This is a genomic window from Pseudorhodobacter antarcticus (assembly GCF_900110135.1).
Lineage (GTDB): Bacteria > Pseudomonadota > Alphaproteobacteria > Rhodobacterales > Rhodobacteraceae > Pseudorhodobacter > Pseudorhodobacter antarcticus.
On the sequence record NZ_FOCO01000036.1, the window covers coordinates 1 to 17550 of the forward strand.

22 protein-coding genes and 1 pseudogene are annotated in these 17550 nt (G+C 52.1%); 12 read left to right on the forward strand and 11 right to left on the reverse strand.

Annotated features, from left to right (window positions below; translation table 11 throughout):
* Positions 1–214 (reverse strand): annotated as a pseudogene (locus tag BMY36_RS14645) (IS110 family transposase); the annotation flags it as partial.
* Between the two features lie 154 nt (positions 215–368).
* On the opposite strand from BMY36_RS14645, the gene BMY36_RS19550 reads away from it, so the two are divergent.
* Entirely contained in the window at positions 369–617 is a 249-nt protein-coding gene (locus BMY36_RS19550; protein WP_139194074.1) for a hypothetical protein, read from the forward strand.
* On the opposite strand, the gene BMY36_RS14650 is transcribed toward BMY36_RS19550, so the two are convergent.
* The 3 genes from BMY36_RS14650 to BMY36_RS14660 all read right to left on the reverse strand — a co-directional run bounded on the left by BMY36_RS14650 (position 607) and on the right by BMY36_RS14660 (position 4294).
* Positions 607–2235, reverse strand: coding sequence for a KpsE/RkpR family capsule polysaccharide export protein (locus tag BMY36_RS14650; protein ID WP_244888678.1), 1629 nt, complete (start codon positions 2233–2235; stop codon positions 607–609). The genes BMY36_RS19550 and BMY36_RS14650 overlap by 11 nt on opposite strands.
* Positions 2219–2878: an ABC transporter ATP-binding protein gene (locus tag BMY36_RS14655; protein WP_050518976.1), complete on the reverse strand. Its 660-nt coding sequence runs from the start codon at positions 2876–2878 to the stop codon at positions 2219–2221. Before BMY36_RS14655 ends, BMY36_RS14650 begins: the two co-directional genes overlap by 17 nt.
* Positions 2879–3046: 168 nt before the next feature.
* Positions 3047–4294 carry a Na+/H+ antiporter NhaA gene (locus tag BMY36_RS14660; RefSeq protein WP_175469306.1) on the reverse strand — a complete coding sequence of 416 codons (1248 nt, stop codon included), beginning with the start codon at positions 4292–4294 and terminating at the stop codon, positions 3047–3049.
* Between the two features lie 165 nt (positions 4295–4459).
* Here BMY36_RS14660 and BMY36_RS14665 point away from each other — a divergent pair, with 165 nt between their 5' ends.
* The 5 genes from BMY36_RS14665 (at position 4460) to BMY36_RS14685 (ending at position 8670) form a co-directional block, all read left to right on the forward strand.
* Positions 4460–5254, forward strand: a complete 795-nt coding sequence (locus BMY36_RS14665) for an SseB family protein (protein ID WP_050518978.1) — start codon at positions 4460–4462, stop codon at positions 5252–5254.
* A 152-nt stretch (positions 5255–5406) separates the two neighbouring features.
* On the forward strand, positions 5407–5871 hold the full coding sequence (gene rplM, locus BMY36_RS14670; protein WP_050518979.1) for a 50S ribosomal protein L13: 465 nt from the start codon (positions 5407–5409) through the stop codon (positions 5869–5871).
* 2 nt (positions 5872–5873) lie between these two features.
* Positions 5874–6362 carry a 30S ribosomal protein S9 gene (gene rpsI / locus BMY36_RS14675; protein ID WP_050518980.1) on the forward strand — a complete coding sequence of 163 codons (489 nt, stop codon included), beginning with the start codon at positions 5874–5876 and terminating at the stop codon, positions 6360–6362.
* A gap of 169 nt (positions 6363–6531) precedes the next feature.
* Positions 6532–7167, forward strand: a complete 636-nt coding sequence (locus BMY36_RS14680; protein WP_074818842.1) for a GIY-YIG nuclease family protein — start codon at positions 6532–6534, stop codon at positions 7165–7167.
* A 6-nt stretch (positions 7168–7173) separates the two neighbouring features.
* Entirely contained in the window at positions 7174–8670 is a 1497-nt protein-coding gene (locus BMY36_RS14685) for a tyrosine-type recombinase/integrase (RefSeq protein ID WP_050518982.1), read from the forward strand.
* Between the two features lie 189 nt (positions 8671–8859).
* Here the strand turns inward: BMY36_RS14685 and BMY36_RS14690 are convergent, their stop codons facing one another.
* From BMY36_RS14690 to BMY36_RS19555, 6 genes are all read right to left on the reverse strand, one after another.
* Positions 8860–9306 (reverse strand): hypothetical protein, encoded by a 447-nt coding sequence (locus BMY36_RS14690; protein ID WP_050518983.1) that lies wholly within the window; start codon positions 9304–9306, stop codon positions 8860–8862.
* Positions 9307–9345: 39 nt separating this feature from the next.
* Entirely contained in the window at positions 9346–9921 is a 576-nt protein-coding gene (locus BMY36_RS14695) for a tyrosine-type recombinase/integrase (RefSeq protein WP_050518984.1), read from the reverse strand.
* Positions 9922–10081: 160 nt separating this feature from the next.
* Positions 10082–10270, reverse strand: coding sequence for a hypothetical protein (locus tag BMY36_RS14700; protein WP_050518985.1), 189 nt, complete (start codon positions 10268–10270; stop codon positions 10082–10084).
* Positions 10271–10311: 41 nt separating this feature from the next.
* On the reverse strand, positions 10312–10647 hold the full coding sequence (locus tag BMY36_RS14705) for a DUF6626 family protein (RefSeq protein WP_050518986.1): 336 nt from the start codon (positions 10645–10647) through the stop codon (positions 10312–10314).
* Positions 10648–10785: 138 nt separating this feature from the next.
* Positions 10786–11397: a hypothetical protein gene (locus BMY36_RS14710; RefSeq protein ID WP_050518987.1), complete on the reverse strand. Its 612-nt coding sequence runs from the start codon at positions 11395–11397 to the stop codon at positions 10786–10788.
* A complete protein-coding gene (locus BMY36_RS19555) occupies positions 11378–11686 on the reverse strand; it encodes a hypothetical protein (RefSeq protein WP_139194075.1) in 309 nt (102 codons plus the stop codon). The genes BMY36_RS14710 and BMY36_RS19555 overlap by 20 nt, the downstream gene beginning before the upstream one ends.
* A gap of 74 nt (positions 11687–11760) precedes the next feature.
* Between BMY36_RS19555 and BMY36_RS14715 the strand changes: the two genes are divergently transcribed.
* Both BMY36_RS14715 and BMY36_RS14725 read left to right on the forward strand, forming a co-directional pair.
* The gene (locus tag BMY36_RS14715) at positions 11761–12366 is read left to right on the forward strand and encodes a hypothetical protein (protein WP_139194076.1); all 606 of its coding nucleotides are present in this window, start codon (positions 11761–11763) and stop codon (positions 12364–12366) included.
* A 528-nt stretch (positions 12367–12894) separates the two neighbouring features.
* Positions 12895–13365: a hypothetical protein gene (locus BMY36_RS14725; RefSeq protein ID WP_074818846.1), complete on the forward strand. Its 471-nt coding sequence runs from the start codon at positions 12895–12897 to the stop codon at positions 13363–13365.
* Positions 13366–13668: 303 nt separating this feature from the next.
* Here the strand turns inward: BMY36_RS14725 and BMY36_RS14730 are convergent, their stop codons facing one another.
* Positions 13669–13875 (reverse strand): DUF1127 domain-containing protein, encoded by a 207-nt coding sequence (locus tag BMY36_RS14730; protein WP_231579675.1) that lies wholly within the window; start codon positions 13873–13875, stop codon positions 13669–13671.
* 87 nt (positions 13876–13962) lie between these two features.
* Here BMY36_RS14730 and BMY36_RS14735 point away from each other — a divergent pair, with 87 nt between their 5' ends.
* The 4 genes from BMY36_RS14735 (at position 13963) to BMY36_RS14750 (ending at position 17539) form a co-directional block, all read left to right on the forward strand.
* Positions 13963–15366 (forward strand): aminotransferase-like domain-containing protein, encoded by a 1404-nt coding sequence (locus BMY36_RS14735; RefSeq protein WP_050518990.1) that lies wholly within the window; start codon positions 13963–13965, stop codon positions 15364–15366.
* A gap of 144 nt (positions 15367–15510) precedes the next feature.
* A complete protein-coding gene (locus BMY36_RS14740; RefSeq protein ID WP_050518991.1) occupies positions 15511–15771 on the forward strand; it encodes a hypothetical protein in 261 nt (86 codons plus the stop codon).
* 134 nt (positions 15772–15905) lie between these two features.
* Positions 15906–16736, forward strand: a complete 831-nt coding sequence (locus BMY36_RS14745; protein ID WP_414811675.1) for an ABC transporter permease — start codon at positions 15906–15908, stop codon at positions 16734–16736.
* Positions 16733–17539, forward strand: coding sequence for an ABC transporter permease (locus BMY36_RS14750; RefSeq protein ID WP_050518993.1), 807 nt, complete (start codon positions 16733–16735; stop codon positions 17537–17539). The genes BMY36_RS14745 and BMY36_RS14750 overlap by 4 nt, the downstream gene beginning before the upstream one ends.
* The last annotated feature ends 11 nt before the right edge of the window (positions 17540–17550 follow it).

Below are 17550 nucleotides of genomic sequence, written 5' to 3' on the forward strand. Positions count from 1 at the left end.
GCGCACCCAAGGCGCGCTCCAGCCCACCGTGGTAAGCGCCTGTTGCTTCATAAACAACGCGTGTTACCGTCGTCTGTGCGCAGAACTTGGAAAGCGCCTTAAATCCTGCAGGGCAATTGCTAAACGACATCATCTTCCCGTCGCTCAGCCGGTGAATGTCTAAAGTGGCTTTGGAAATATCTATACCAATGGTATCATCGGGCATCTTCGTCATATCCTATGCTTGTCCTAGAGGGCTTCGTGCCGCTCTGTATCCGTTCAGGCCTGTGGCGAAGGTGGTGGTTGATCTTACTCTGATACGGTCCTCAAAGACCAAGCTCTAAACGATCCAACCACCACCACAGACAAGCATTTCAAAATGCTTGTCTGTGGCTCTTGTTTCGCACAAAAGCTGGGACCTTCATAAGACAAACTCTGGTTTTGCGGTGCTGGTGAAAGCCATTGAAAGGCTCCTTTTTGGAAAGCGTTATAATTATCTTTCCTCAACATGGCCTATTCTGCTGCGCAGCAAAACCGACAATCCCGCAATGCCGCATTGCAGCAAGTGCATGGCTTCCTTCATAAAACAGGCCACCACCCAAGAGGGCAGGGCCTGTTTCACCATCATCATGCTGTGATCTGCTCGCGCAGAATGGCCGCTGTCATTGAGATCATGAGATAGACGCCGGCAAAAATCAGCGCCGCAACCAAGGTGCTTTCAAACGCGCGCGGATAGGTCGCTTCATCCGGGGGAATTGGTTTGACGGACAGCGACAAATAGCGGGTTTGCCGATTTGCCTCGGACCGTGCGGTTTCCATAGATTGAATGGACTGTGCCAGCATCAATTGGCGGGTCTGCACATCGGCCTGCGCCACCAACAATTCGCTTTGCACTTGGGCCAGTGATTGTGTGCCATCTGCGCTTTGTGTTAGCCTGCCGCGCAGCGATGCGATTTCGCTTTCCAAAGCGGCAATTCGGCGTTCCAACGGGTCCATCCGTGCCGCATTTGGTCGCGCATTGGACTGCATTTGTTGCAGCGACAACCGATCTTGGCTCAAAATGGTTTCCAGTTGTCCAATTTGAGAGGTGATCAGCGTCACCTCCACCTCTGATGATAAAACCTTGAATTTCTCTTGTAATTCAACGACTTTGCGCTGGCTGTCCATCATTTTGACTTCGGCATCTTCAAACCCTTCGCGCGCGCCGGCCATCTGGTCTTCGCGCAAGCGCTGGGTCAAATGATCGACCTGGCCTTCGGCATATTCAATCAACGCATTCGCAAATTCCACCGATTTTTCAGGCGTTGTCGCGATCACTTCCATCTTGATCAGGCCTTCGGTGGGGTCATAAGCGATCTGGAAATTGCGTTTATACAGCTTGTAAGCCGCTTCCAAGGTCGCGTCCGGCTCCAATCGTTGGATCGGGTCAATACCCGGTTCGCTGTAATGGGCGCGAAATTCATGTTCCTCATCCAGCCGTAGCATCGCCTCGCGCGATTGCAAATAGCCTTGCACCGCGATGCTGTCTTGGGATGTGGCCATTGGCGAGCCGGACAAAAGCCCCCCCAAACCGCCGCCGGCCGCTGCCGTCGGGTTTTGCGCTTGCTGAATGACAAATTCGGATTTGGTCGCATAAAGCGGCGTGGCAACCATGTAGTAGTACCAGCCAGTGACAACGGTCGGCAGCAGCACGAAAAACACCAACCGCGCGATCAGCAGACTGGATTTGCGCCGACGCCGCCGCGACAAATCGCGCTGAATTTTCATAATGTCGGCCGCGTGGTTCACCTCTGCCCGCGCTTCGGTCGATGGGACCTGAATGGGCTTTATGGTTTGCGGCAGCTGCACCGTATCGCCTTGCGGCACATTGGTCAGGGCGCGCGATTCGGGCATTTGCACAGGCCGCCCGCCCGATGTCACCAAATCCAGCATGCTGGTGCGTTGGAACGGATCAACCCCAGCCGCGCGCAACACGCGCACCGCATCAAAATCTGATGTGGCGGGAAGCCCGTATTTTTGGGCCAGTTTGCGCGCCATGCGCAATTGCCGGCCAGTCAGGCCTTCTTGCTTGATCTTGTCCATCGTTGCCTCGGACGCGACTTCAGCGGGCGACGACAGATTTGCCGGGTTCGCCGTTGGAAATTTGCCCGGACCAAAGCCGTCATCGGCATTGTCAAACAGCCCCGTTTGCCCTTCCGCAGGGGCTGCGGGAAATTCGGGGCGGCGGGTGCGGAACCGCTTAGCTGTGAGCTTCATAGTCATAAAGACGTTTCGCTTCTTCCAGTGTTTCAAACATGTACAACTGCCCATTGCGCAGCACAGCGGCGGACCGACAGAATTTTTCCAGCGTGGATGCTTGATGTGACACCACAATAATCGTTGCATTTTCAAGTCTTTGGCGCAAAATTGCTCCAGCTTTTTTGTTAAACTCCACATCCCCGGTGGAGGGCATGCCTTCGTCAATCAGATAGAAGTCAAATTCCAGGGCCAACATCAAAGCGAATGAATACCGCGACCGCATGCCCGACGAATAAGTGCCTACAGGCATGTCAAAATATTCGTTAATGCCAGCCAGCCAGCGACAAAAACTTTCCATATAATCAGGGTCCAGCCCGTACAGCCGCGCAATATAACGGCAGTTTTCGGTGCCAGAATGTTTGTTCATCACCCCGCCCATGAACCCCAACGGAAACGAGATGCGCGAGGTGCGAATAATCTCGCCCTCATCCGGTTTTTCAAGGCCAGCCATCATGTTGATGATCGTGGTTTTGCCAGCACCATTGGGCGCCAAAATGCCCAGTGAATTGCCCACCTCAACTTTGAACGATGCCCGGTCAAGGATAACCTTGCGGGTCTTGCCGGTCCAAAAAGATTTACTCACATTCTCGAACGCGATCATCAAACTGCTTTCCGTGGCCGCCTCTTGTTCCCAGTTTATACCAGAAATCGTATTTTTTTGTTAACGATGATGTGCGGTTCCTCCCGCCCATTGAAACGCGGAATACATCCTCATTCTGTCAGCATTATGTCGTTTTTACTTTTGCACAAAAAGACGGATGGCAAAAGGTTAATTGCGGGCACGTTTCCCCCCCATGCGCGGTTTGGGCGGCAGTTTGCGCGCCACGAAAATCAAGACGGGCCCGGCCAGCAGCGTCAGCGCCAATCCCAGCCGCGCCGCCTCTTGCATGGCGCCGCCGGGCAGGGCGGTTTCCAACGACAGCAAGGGCAGGGTGAACCCAATCCCCATCAACCCCGCAACATAACACATATCGCGCAAATCCAGCCGGTTTGGCAAATCGCGCCCCACAGCGCGCAGCACCATAACCACCGCCAACAGCCCCAGCGGTTTGCCCAGCCAAAACGCACCCACCGCCACAACTGTTGTCGGGCCAAATGCGGCAAAATCCACGCCGCCCCGCGTGACCCCAAACAAAAACAAAATCACGATCACCGGACCCATCAACATATGCGACAACCGGTTCAACGGGTCAGTCAAAAACCCTTCGGCTTCGGCAAACAAGCCAAAGCTGCGGGTGCCATGTGGCATCGCAGGCAGCAACGGCAACAGCCCCAAGGCCGGCGGCAAGCCCGAGGCCGACACGCCAATCCACGACAACACCCCCAGCACCACCCACGGCCACAACCGCCCCGTGCGCTGCCGCTTGCGTTCCGTCATGCTTTGGTTTTGCAAAGGCCGTGTAAGCTTGACATAGCCAAAACTGGCAGCGGCCAGGGGCACTATCAACCACAAGGCGCGTAAATTATCTTCAATCGGGGTGGCAAATCCGCTTATGATCAGGCCAATCACCCCATCCAAAATGCACAAAAACAGCAAAACCTGCAGCGCTGGGTGCGCTTTGCCAAAAATCATCCGACCAAACAGAAATGCCAGCACCATATCGCTGCCAAAAGGCATGACCCAGCCGGTCGCGTCCACCGCCTCCTCGGCCGTTTCCAGCCAAACGGTCAACCCTTGCCACACCACCGCCCCGGCCAGCATCGCACCCGCCACCATTGCCAATGGGGCCACGGCCAGCTTGCCATGCAACCCGCCATGCTCCAGCACCACCGCCTCCCAAATTTCTTTGGCAATCAGCAGCACGAACACAGGCATCAGCAGGCTGGATACCACGCTCGCAAACGTGAACCCCGGATAAAACAGCCGCAATCGGTGCAAGGGGTCGCTGTCAAACGGCAGCCATTCGATCGCATCGTAATAGGTGGATGGTGCAAAGGTCACGGCCAGCGTGGCAATCGCGGCCCCGATCAACAAAGCATAGGCATAGCGGGACAGATAGGGGGATGCGGGGGTCACGGGGCGGCAGCCTTGTGAATGAGGGCAGTAGCGCCCTCCATAGGCCCGCGCGGGGCGCGCCGCAATTGGGGCTGCACAAAAGGCTGGGGGGTGTGCCACGCTTGCATCTTGCCCCCGCCTTCGCATCTCATTAGGCCAGCCTATAGGCAACACAGGACACCCATCATGAACACCGCAAGCCCCCTAGACCCGGCCCATACCGCCATGATGGACGCCCCCGAGGATGAGGCGGCGCGCCTGCGTTATTACGCGCAACTGGCCGATGGGATGCTATATCTGATGCTGGAGGAGGAGGCAGCGGGCGGCGATGTGCGCCCCGTTGTGGTGGACCTTGATGAAGGGTCGGTTGTGCTGGCCTATGACACCGAGGATCGCTTGGCCGCTGCGTCCGATGGGCCTGTCCCCTATGCCGAATTGCCGGGCCGGGTGATTGCGGCGCAACTGGCAGGGCAGGGCGTGGCGCTGGGGGTCAATCTGGGTGTGGGGCAGGGCGAATTTCTGGTCGCCCCGGATGCGTTGATCTGGCTGTCGCAAACCCTGTCGCACGCGCCCACCGATGTGACCGCGCGGCCCGTGTCGTTTGAGGCCCCGCGCGGCTTGCCCACCGCCCTTCTGACAGCGCTTGACGCAAAACTGCACCGCGCAGGCGGGTTGGCACAGGCTGCGTTTCTTGCTGCGGTAAAATACGATGATGGTCGCAGCGGCCACATGCTGGCCTTCATCGGCGCTGCATCGGGGGCCGAGGCCGCCCTGACCCGCGCCGCCAGCGAGGCGCTGACCTTTTCAGGCGTCGAGGCGGGCGAAATGGACGTGACCTTTATGGCCCCGGATGCGGCCATCGCCGCCCGCATTGCTCGCGTGGGCCATCACTTTGATCTGCCGCAACCAGCGGCCGTTGATCCGGTGGTTCCCGGCGCACGCCCCGGCATGGACCCCACAAAACCACCCAAATTGCGTTAAGCGTTTGAGGTATCATTGTACCTATTTTTCAAACCATTGTTTTACTTACATAAATTAGCCATAGCGCCGCTTGACGCTGCACCATTCTTCACCGATACACAGCTCACCAACGACACCGGGGCCATGCCCCCGCAACACTTAAAGGGTGTACGATGAAAACCTTTACCGCAACGCCTGCGGATATTACAAAGAAATGGATCCTGATCGATGCCGAAGGTATCGTTTTGGGCCGTTTGGCCACCATCGTGGCAAGTATCCTGCGCGGCAAGAACAAACCAACTTTCACACCGCATATGGACATGGGTGACAACGTCATCGTAATCAATGCGGACAAAATCCAGATGACCGGCAACAAGCGCGCGGACAAACGGTATTACTGGCACACTGGCCACCCGGGCGGCATCAAGTTCCGCACCGCGGCCCAAGTGCTGGACGGTGCCCACCCAGAGCGTGTTGTGATCAAAGCGGTTGAACGCATGATCACCCGCAACTCTCTTGGCGCACAGCAGATGACAAATCTGCGCGTTTATGCATCCCCAGATCACCCGCATGAGGCGCAAAGCCCAACCGTTCTCGACCTTGCGGCGATGAACCCCAAGAACACGCGGAGCGCTTGATCATGTCTGATATCAAATCCCTCGACGATCTGAAAGCCGCTGTGGCCGATACACCTGCCGCCGCCGTCAAAGCCGCCATCGTGCGTGAACCCATGCGCGACAAGCTCGGCCGCGCCTATGCAACCGGTAAGCGTAAGAATGCGGTCGCCCGCGTCTGGATCAAGCCGGGCACTGGCAAGGTTGTGGTCAATGGCAAAACGATGGCCGAATATTTCGCCCGTCCCGTGTTGCAGATGATCCTTGCGCAGCCGTTCACCGTTGCTGGCGTTGAAGGCCAGTTTGACGTGATGGCAACTGTTGCTGGCGGCGGTCTGTCTGGCCAAGCTGGTGCCGTAAAGCATGGCGTGTCCAAAGCACTGCAGCTGTACGATCCAACCTTGCGCGCTGCATTGAAGGCCGCAGGCTTCCTGACCCGCGACAGCCGCGTTGTGGAACGTAAGAAATACGGCAAAGCCAAAGCGCGTAAGAGCTTCCAGTTCTCTAAGCGCTAACTACGAACGAGCAAATTGTTCAACAATTACAAAGGGCTGCATATTTTGCAGCCCTTTTTTCATGCATAGCAGATTTGTAGCAGCTTACTGATTTCATTGACGTATTGATTTAGCGGATTTAGCATAACGACTGCATTTACAGCATGTCTTAAGCTAGGATTATTCAAGTATGGCAGTAGTTTACGTTCTAACAAATCCAGCTTTTGAAAATTATGTGAAGGTTGGAAAGACAACTAATTTGGTGCAGCGGCTACGTCAGTTAGACAACACAAGCGTGCCATTGCCATTTCGCTGTGTGTACGCAGTCGAGGTGGATGATGATTCAGAAGTTGAGCGGCTTGTGCACCAAGCGTTTGCAGATCACAGAACAAGAACCACGCGAGAGTTTTTTGAAATTGACCCACAGCGTGTAATAGCTGCACTCAAGCTTACGCGCGGACGAGATGTGACGCCGAAAGGGGATATTGCGGAAGATGAAGAAGGCGTGAAAGCGCTTGAAAAAGCAACGCGGAAGCCCCGAAAAATATACAAACTCTCCGACGCTGGTCTGAAAGTTGGAGACATAATCAACTATGCAAACAATAGCCAAATTTGTGCGCAGGTAATCAACGAAAAGAAAATATTTTTCGAAGGGCAAGAGACAAGCCTAAGCAAGTCGGCACTGACACTGCTGCAACGAGACGGCTATACATGGCAAACTGTAAATGGTTGGCAGTATTGGACATATGAAGGTGAAACGATTGCTGAGCGTTTGGAGCGAGTGCTTGAGGATTCAGAGGCAAACGAGGCTGGGGACGAAGAGTAAGAAGCTGTGGCATTTTACGAGAACAAGCGGGAACACTACGGCGGCGCACTTGTGCTGTTTCAACGCAATCTTGCTGTAGCTGTTCCCAACTCAAAATCTCACCGTCTGCAAACTTGGTACATGCGTTTGAAGATTGGTGGGCGCAAAGGCTACGTAACACGCAGCACAAAGATTACGATTTACGAAGATGCATACGAGTTTGCGAAGAGCGAGTTGCTACGGCTGCAACAGGCTGCGCGGCTTGGTCACAGCTTGGACGAATACACTTTTGAGAAGCACTGGAACGACTGGTACGAACGCAATTTGCGCAACGGTACGTGGAAAACGGATCGGGCGCGTTGGCACAAAATGTATTTCAATCGCTACTTCAAAGACTATTTTTCGAATGCTGACAAAAGTTCAATGCTGCTAAACGACATAACTGCACAGTATGCGGCTGGGTATTGGGATTGGCGCAAAAGCTATTGGAGCACTGCAAAAGCTGTAAAGCTGCAAAGCTACAATCCAAAACGACGAAGTGCGAAAACACTGGGAACTGCAAACGCAAAGAAAACGCCCGCTTTGAAAACGTTGCAGATGGAACAAAGTGCGCTGAATCAGATTTTCTATGATGCAATGGAACGCGGGCGCATGCAGCAAATCGTAAAGATGCGTGTTGCGGTAAATGGACAAACACAAAACAGGCGTGCTGGCTTTGATACAGCGAGCGAGTACTTGGTGCTGGTGCGAAACTTGCGCAGCTACAGAGACTGCGTTGGACGCTTTGCTAGCGAGGGATTGAACGCATGGCACAAATTACATCGTGCGCAGCTATCCTATTTTGTCATGTTCTTGCTGCACAGTGGTTTGCGCGTTGGTGAAGCGCGGGAAATGCGTTGGAGCGACATAAAATTTGATATTGAAGTTGAAGGTGAAGAAGAACGCATTGCGGAAGTGCGGGTGAGCAAGGCGACGAAAAAAGGGCAAGCGCGATTTGTCCAAGCACAGACGGGCGCAAATAATGCACTTAAAGAATGGCGGAAAATTTCACCACATAAGTTAAGTAGCGACTTGGTTTGGTTTGGACAGAAAACAGACGCTGAAGGTAAAGCGACACAAATTAGCGACCTAAACAAAAGCTTTCAGCAGTATTTGCGGGCGATTGCGTTTGACGGCAGGCAACACGGCTTGCTGAACGACAGGGATGGCGACAGGCGCAGTTTGTATAGCTTGCGGCACACATATGCTACGCTGCGCTTAGAGAAGGGCGACGTGAGCGTGTACGACTTGAGCATCAACATGGGCTGCAAAGTAAAGCAGATTGAAACGCACTATAGCCATGTTGTGTCAAAACAACGAAGGCAGCAGATTACGCGCACGAACAGGAAAAAGGTTGCAGTTGATACGGGGCAGGGCGCTATGATGCAGAATGATGCGTTTATGGCTGAGGCGTTGCGTCGTTACAAAATGGGTGAGTTGAGCGATGAGGCATTTTTAGCGATTGCTAAGGGGCAAGCACGTTAGGCGCATGTTTGTAAAGTTCAATGGCACTGTGAGCAGTTGAATCAACATAAAATTGTATATGGAAACCGTAAGATTTCTATTTTTTAGACCATGGGGTATTGAAAAAACCGGATATGATTTGTATCGCTAGAATTAAAAATCACTATCTGATTAAATTAATTTCGCGTCGTTTTAAGCGTTTTCACTTGTCTAACCTAACCCCAATGTTTGACGCAAATATTGCGTGCCAATTGCCACAAATACGCCAAGTAAAACATAGACAGCTCTTTCTTCCCATTTGCGTGCGTACTCGTCTAAGTGTAGCTGTCCTTTTGCCTTTATAAACACTTTTTCGTCTTTTGCATTCAATGAGCCTTCGCTTGTTATCCCATTATATTCTACGATACCGTTTTCATTTTTTGGCAAGCGTAACATGTGCAACGTAATCGCCAAACTGTATTCGCGCATTCTTTCAGCACCTAAGATTTGACCTGGCGTAAAAGTTAAACCCAAAAAACCTTCCTCAATCAACAAAGACAAAGGGTACAAGTCAGTATGTGAATTTTCATTCGTGCTTAGCCTACTAATTGCTTCTTCAACGCTCAGTTCGCCATCCTTTGCCACCGCTTTCAAAATGTGTCTAAATTTCTTCTTCATTTTTCAACCTTTGTTATTTTTAAAATCGTCAGCAACTGCCTATCCAAAAAGCTCAATCGCATTACGCAACTTGCTTTCGTTGTAGTCAATATATCGCTGCGTTGTGCTGATGTCCTTATGCCGTGCCAGCGCTTGTATGACACGCACATTTACGCCCTTGTCTGCAAGTTCTGTCAAAAACTGTCGTCTGCCGCTGTGTGAGCTTGCACCTTTAATGCCAGCAAGCGCGTAAAAGCGTGCAAATAAGTTTACAATTGTCTGCGCACTAAACCCGCCGCGCTTTGCACTGAAAAATAGTGCTGCGTTTGGCTTGATTGTGTGGAGTGGATATGCAGCTGCATATGCAAGCAGCGCTTTTTCCAACCGCTTGCTCACCAGCACCGTGTTTGCCTCGTCGCCCTTCGTCTGTGCTGCTGCCAAATACACCGTGTCGCGCACTGCGCCGTTCGCATCAAACACGTCACCCACTTTCAGTCCTGCAATCTCACATGCGCGTAAACCTGCGAAAAAGCTAATGGCAAATATTGCACGGTTTCTTGCGCTGTAGCGGTGAGCATCAATAAGCGCGTTAACACGCTTTTGTTCCGGCTGCGTCAGTAGCTTTGCTTGTTTCATATCTCACCTAAAATGTGTGTTTATGTCTTAATTCATTGTAATGTCACACATTTTGGAAAACGACCTGAAAAGGCAATTAGGCTAACTCATTGTAATCAAATGCGGTTTAGTGAAGATGTTAGATATTACTGAATTTCTAACATTTCATCGCCTCAACACCTTAAGTAGTAGCAACTTTGGGTTTGCGCTTGCGCTTGATTGCACTGCGCATCTCAGTTGCAGTAAAACCGTGCAATTTGCATTTTGCCAACACATCCTTTAAGTCCGCAGCACGTTGATTTTTGAGCGCTTCTTTTATTTGTACGTCCATTTCGTCGCGCTGCTTGATCAAGTCTTCTACATTTGTCATTTTTGTCTGTCCCTATAAATGCATTTGGGTCAAATCTTCAGCTAAATTTGTGTAATGTCAAGTCTGTGCTCAGGCATGTCTAACGCCCTAAACGCGTCGATTTCTGCGACTTTGTGTTTGCGCAGCAAGTAATCGCTCAGCAATTGCTCAAGCTCTTCTAGCCCGCGCTTTCCTGCTGTGTCTTCTCGCTCAGCCAATCTCTGCCGCGTTCGCGCCAAGCAGTTTATTGCAGCGTCTAAGCTAAAGTCCTGTCCTGCGTGTTTTTGCCATGCAAACCAGTTCCGGTTCTTACTGCACCAATCTTTGCTAAGCTCTTCTGCTGTTTCAATTTCTTCAATCTCAATCAGCTTCATGTATGTGTAGTTCAATAATTTCATCTATCTTACTCCTGTTCGAAAATTTCGTTTTTTCGTTTTGTATTTGGGAATTTGGCAAAAACTAAGGATTAGCTGCAAACGTGCGTTTGCAACCTCCAGCGTCTCCGCCATTCACACATCAGTCAGCATCGCCGTTTTTCAGTATGTTGCAGTCTGTGCTGCTATTTTCTTCCTGCGTTCAGCAATAGCTACTCGCAAAAGTGCACTTTCTTTAATGCACTCGTTCTGTGCTTGCATTTTGAGCAAACAACGTAGCTTTTGGATTGGCTTAATTTTTGGATGGCACTGCGACATATACGTTGCTTGTAAGCAAAGTGTGTCACTTCCAATCTTCCAAAACTCGTGCAGTCCATAGCCACTTGTGTTCGCTGCACTTCGCGCTCGCTCAATTATCGTATGCTCATATCCCATAGTAAAGCTGCTAGCTTTGTCCCACTTGCACTTAGCTGCCTCGCAAAATTGTTCCGCGTTAGCGCAAGGTTGCGCAACAAAATGGTAGTGTAAATTGCTACCACTACTTCCCACCTGCTTAAAAACAACACGCTCAATTCTATGTCCTGCATCAACTAAATTGCGCCCCAAATATGCCCTATCCAAGCTGTTAAAAAACTTGCGCACAATAGCCTCTGCTTTGTGCTCACTTATGCTGTGCCCGTCTGTAAACTTCAGCGTGCCAAAAACTGTCCATTCCGTTGCTGCAAGCCAGCCCGCTAATTCGTCGTGTTGTTTGTTAAGTTCTACGTAATTCATTTTTGCTCGTCGTTTGTACTGGCTTGATGGGTGCTTGAGGACTTACTGCGTTTGACTTGCGTATCAGTTTCGCGCGTGCTTTTTCAGTGTTCGTTCGCGTTTCTGTGCCAGTTTTTGTAGTGCCACCCAGTTCGGTCAGGCTATGTCTTCTTCCGCTGCTATCCCGCAGCATTTTTCGCAATAGCTCTGCAACCAAATTCAAAGCCGCAGCCTGTCCATCATTGTCCATCTGCCTATATTCGTTGTACGCTTTCTGCACATGTAGTCTAAAGTTTTTGCCATTTTCCATATTTGTCTCCCAAACTATTTATGCTTTGGAAGCAAAGGCTGATAATGTGGTGCGATGAAATGAGGGTGGGTGGGATGACAGCAGACTTTAAACGCGTTGAAAAACTGACAGTTGTGTTGAAGCGACTTAGAGACGGAGAAAACGTGCAAAATCGGCAATTGCGCACTTTGCTGGGCGTAGATGGATATGCACGGTTTGTGGACGACTGGCGTGTGCAGCAAGAAATACGTAAGGACTTGAAGAACAAACCGGACATAATTGTTGAGTATGAAAAACATCTGAAGCAGGCAGTATTTACTTACAGCAAAGCGGAATCAGCTAGCAGGCGGGGAAGGAAAGTAACTGCGAAGAAATTGTTTGCTGCTGCTGACACGCAATTTGAGCGCTTGGTTGAGTTTTTGAGCGATCATATAAAAGGCGATGGTACGCTTGAAATGTGGTTTGACAGAAGCGTGCATTTTGACGCAAATAACTCACCAAGCTCCAGCGCTGATGATTTTCCATGTGTTGTTACTTCGCGCAGTTTGCGCAACATAGGTGGCAGTTTTCTTGCAGTAAAGCGCACAATCAACGAAGTAAAAATAGATGTCGTTGAGCAAGAGATTTATAGATTAACGCACGATCAAGTAGACGAACTTGCGTTGCTTGCTGCGCGAAAAATTGCGTTGCGTATGCTTTAAAAGCATTGAATGATTGACGGCTAAATCGGATAAAATAGATTAGATTTTTGTTTGGGTTTCAACGCCTAGTTGAACGACAGTGGCAACTGTAGTTTGATTTATATTGCGTGAAGTACAGAAAATACTTTTGAACCATTCAGTAACTGGCTTTGCACCTTTACTTGAATTACAGCTACAGCAGCACAGCGCGATATTTTCTCGTGTTACGATTTTTGCGTCGTTTATTATATGCTCCCAACTTGCTGTAGTTTTTCTGCAAAGGCTTTTGTGCGTAAAGTTGACGCCACAGTAAACACACTTTGTGTCGCGCGCTCTAACTTCTTGTTCGAGCCATTTTGGTATGTTCCAGCTGTTTGTCATTCCATCCTTACCTCATCGTTAGTTTGGCAAAGCATATTATTGACGCTTGCATCAAAGCAAGTGAAGCTTGCTTCACTACAACTACAAGAACTTCATCAACGGTCTGTTTTTGATCGTATTTTTGACTATAGGCAGCAAACTTGTGTTTGAAACACAAGGAGCAAAATCATGTCTGCATTGTCCAAACTAACCATCAAATCCGTAACCCGCACCAGCAAGCAAGACCCAATGCGACAACGCAGGCAAAAGCTAATGGCTGGCATTGAGGAACAGCTGAAAGCGGCTGCAGCGGCAGTGAACGGAGAAAGCTATGAAGTAAGACGCAAAACGTGGGCGAGGAACAAAGACGGCGAAAAGGTACTGACAGAGCGAATGCGCAAGGTACGTGCGTGGTTTTTTGAACAGGACGGCGGTTGGTATGTGCAGTGCAAGTATGGAAGCAAAGCGCTGGTGCTTGGCAAGGGTGGCAACGCAGTGTTTGTGAAAGCGTTGGCTGACGTTGAAGGCGCATTGCAGGCTTTGTATGCAGCAGCGGCTGGTGGTGAGCTTGACGAAGCTATTGAAAATATGATGAAATCCAAAAGGACAACTGAATTCGAAAGCAAGCGCAGTGAGCGTAAAGCGGTAGCAGTTAGTTAGCAGGATTTTTTGCTTCATTGTAACATGTTGAGAAATATATGTTTTTCTATCCATCCGAATAGCTAAGCGTTGATCTTTCAACCGCGAGCAAAAAACAACAAAAAGCGCAGTTTTTACTGCGCTTTTTCTTTGCTCAATGCGCATCGTGTGATGGGTGTTGGTTTGGGAAATGCTGCCTGATTTGCGCTGCTGGTTTGACAAACATTCTGCGAAACAGAAAAAACCCCGTATGCGGTCCGGCATGCAAGGCTAATGGTTTTTCGATCGCGCAGCGGTATCTTAATGCGGCAGGTGTCGGTTTGCTCAGTCGACCCAAAAGGCCTTGCGCCCCTCGGCATGGGCCACACAACCCGCCAGCCCCACATCCGCCAGTAAATGCGCATCCAACCGCGTCAAGGCACGGCGGGTGGCTTGGCGTTGTTCCCATTTCAACACGACCATCGCGATCGCGAAAACAACAGCGGCCAAAGGGGGCAGGCTATTTTGTGCGGTAAGCGTTTGATATGTCATGGGTCGCCTCATTTGTAATGGTACAATCTGCATTGACTGTAGGGTTACAATGTCGCACAATGTTAAAAATTGCGCCAGAGGAACATTGTGACCAATACAACTTGGCTCCCAGACTTGACACAATTCCCCGGCCCCAAATATTTGGCGCTGGTGCGCGCGCTGCGCGAGGCGGTTCGCATTGGCACGTTGCCCCCCGACAGACAACTGCCAACCGTGCGCGAATTGGCCTGGCAACTTAAGGTGACCCCCGGCACCGTGTCGCGCGCCTATCAACTTGCCACCCAAGAAGGGCTTTTGGCCGCCACCGTTGGGCGCGGCACCTTCGTTGCCTCTGCCACCCCGCGTTTTGGCCCCACCCAAAGCTTTTATGCCGAACGCGATCCCGCCTATCTGGCTGGGCGCATCGACATGCGATCACCGCGCATGCCGGATGTGGGGCAGGGTGCCGCCTTTACCGCCGCGATGGCCGACATAACCGAACAGGTCGCCACCGATTGGCTTGATTACCCCAGCCAGCGCGCCGAGGAACCTTTGCGCCACGCGGTCGTCGATTGGTTGCAAGGCCGCGTTTTTGGCCCCGTTAGCGCCGATGATATCGCGCTGTGCTATGGCGGGCAAAGTGCGGTGAACCTGATTTTTCAATGCTGCCTGCGCGGTGACCGCCCGATGGTGTTGATCGAAGATCTGGCCTACGCTGGTTTTCGCCATGCCGCCCGCCTGTCGCGCGCCGATGTTCAAGCGCTGGAGGTGGACGCAGATGGCCTGCGCCCCGACGCGCTAGAGGCAGCCTGCCGTCGTCACAGCCCCCAAATTCTGTGCCTGACGGTAGAGGCGCAAAACCCCACGACCGTGCGCATGCCATTGTCACGCCGCCAAGAAATCGCAGATATGGCGAGGGCTTACGATATCCAGATTATAGAGGATGATTGTTATTCCATCGCTCACAGCGACATTCCGTCCTTGCGCGCGCTGGCCCCCGACCGCACTTGGTATGTCGGCAGCCTTTCCAAAAGCATCTCAGCGGCGCTGCGCCTTGGCTATGTGGTCTGCCCCAGCGGCATGGGCCAGGCCGGGCGTTTGACCGCACAACACAGCTTTTTCGGCCTTGCCCGCCCGGTGTCCGATCTGTGCCTGCAGCTGTTGGACAGCGGGGCCGCGGCCAGTTTGCGCGCGGCCGTGCAGGACGGATTTTCGGACCGGCTAGAGGCGGTTGTTAACGTGTTGGGCCGCTTTGATCTGTCGTGGCAGCCCGGACTGCCCTTTGTCTGGCTGCGTTTGCCGTCGGGATGGCGCGCGTCGATTTTCGCTCGGATGGCCGAAAACGAAGGGGTCTTGCTGCGCTCCGCTGATGAATTTGCGTTGATCCACGGTCGCGCGCCCAATGCCGTGCGTTTGGCCATCCCCGGCAACCACAGCCGCGCGCAAATTGAAGAGGCGTGCCGCCGCCTGGCCCGCTTGCTCGACAGCCCACCAGCCGAACTTTCCGTCTGACACTGTGGCAAGCAGCAACACTGTGGCAAAGTTGAAACGCCGCCACCACCCAGATTGCTTTATTGTTTCCATATGCTTGACGAACGCGCGCGCCGCGCTCATTTGTTGCGTAATTGAGGCAGTACAATAAAAAAGAGACCCAAAATGGGATACCAAACTGGCTTTCACGCGCCCCACGGCGGCGCAGATTTTCTTGGCTTTCGCAAAGCACGCAACGGCAGCACCGAAGTTATCTATGATGACGGCGTCAGCCGCCGCATGATCTGGCGTGTTGCGGGTGCGCAAGTGAACGAGGCGCATCTGGCCGATGCCTTGCGCAATGCGGTTTCGGCGCTGCGGGTCGTCCCTGCGCTGATCGCCGAAGTGGGCAAGCGCGCCATCGCATTAGAGCGGATCACCGTCTGACATCTTTGCTAACTCCGCCCTTTTCACGGCTGCAAAGCTGTGCCACAAATTGTGGAACGGAATGGGCGGGGTAAATAATGGGGCAATCGCGTTGGGCCAAGCTGCGCCAGACTGAGGGCGCCAACGGTTTGCTGATGATCAGTCCCCCGGCAGTTTACGCTATTTTACTGCTGGCGGCCCCGCTTGGCACCATCATCCTTTATAGCTTTCTGACCGATGGCTATCTTGAAATTATTCGCACCTTCACCTTCGCCAATTACATCGAGGCGTGGACGAATGATCTGTATCGCTCCGTGATGGTCCGTTCGCTGGGTGTGGCCATGACCGTTACCGCAGTGACGGTGTTTTTGGCCTTTCCCATCGCCTATTTCGTTAGCTTTCACGTCGCCCCATCAAAAAAATCGCTGTGGTTGTTTTTGATCACGATTCCCTTTTGGACCAGCTATCTGATCCGGGTATTTTTGTGGAAGGTGATCTTGGGCTATAATGGCGTTGTCAACTCGGGCCTGATCGGCATCGGGGTGATTGATCAACCGCTGGATTTCATCCTGTATAATGTCAATTCGGTTGTGATCACGCTGGCCCATGCCTACGCACCTTTCGCCATTTTGCCAATTTTTGTGGCGCTGGAAAAAATTGACCGCAGCCTGTTGGAGGCGGGGCAGGATTTGGGTGAAAGCAAGTTCATGACCTTTCTGCGCGTGACCCTGCCCTTGGCGATGCCGGGCGTGATTGCATCCGTTTTGATCGTGTTCATCCCCACAATTGGCGATTATGTGACCCCGCAATTGGTGGGTGGACCGGAAGGGCGGATGGTCGCAAACTTGATTCAATTGCAATATCTAAAGCTGGACAATTACCCGATGGGGTCCGCGATTGCAGTGTCGGCTATGGTGATTGTAACAATTGTCAGCCTGATTTTTGTTGGTCTGAACAGGCGTTATCTGCGAGGGGGCAAGCGATGAAGGGCGGCTGGTTCAAAGTCTATGCCATCGGATATCTGGTGTTTCTTTATGCGCCGATCATCCTGTTGCCGATGTTCGCTTTCAACGACGCCACCATCATCGCGTTCCCCCTGACCGGCTTTTCGACCCGCTGGTTTGAGGAGATGCTGGACAAGCCGGCGCTGACGATCGCAGTGAAAAACTCTTTGTTCATTGCGGTCACGGCGTCCATCTTGTCCACCACGCTTGGCATTTTCGCCGCCCGCGCCTCCACCCGCTATCAGTTTCCAATGAAGGCGGGGTTGATGGGGTTGATAATGCTGCCCTTGGTGCTGCCCGAAATTATCGTGGCAGTGTCTTTGCTGGTGGTTTTGTTGGGCCTTGGGGTCAGCCTGTCGCTGTGGACCGTGATCTTGGGGCATGTGTTGATTTGCACGCCGTTTTGCATCGCAATCCTGTCATCCGCCTTTCAATCCCTGGACCAAAGTCTGGAGGAAGCTGCCTATGATCTGGGCGAAACCGCCGCCAGCACGTTCCGCCTGATCATCCTGCCTTTAGTGATGCCGGGCATCATTTCCAGCCTGCTGATTTCCTTCACCATCAGCTTGGATGAATTCATCATCGCGTTCTTCCTTGCGGGCACCGAGCCGACGCTGCCGGTCTATATCTTTTCGCAGTTCCGCTTTCCGCAGGCGGTTCCGGTGATTATGGCGCTGGGGACGGTGCTGGTTGTGTTGTCGATTGTCTTGCTGACCATTGCTGAATATTTCCGCCGCCGTGGCATCGCGAAATCGGGCGGAAAAGATACCGGAGGCTTCCTGTGACCGAGAAACCC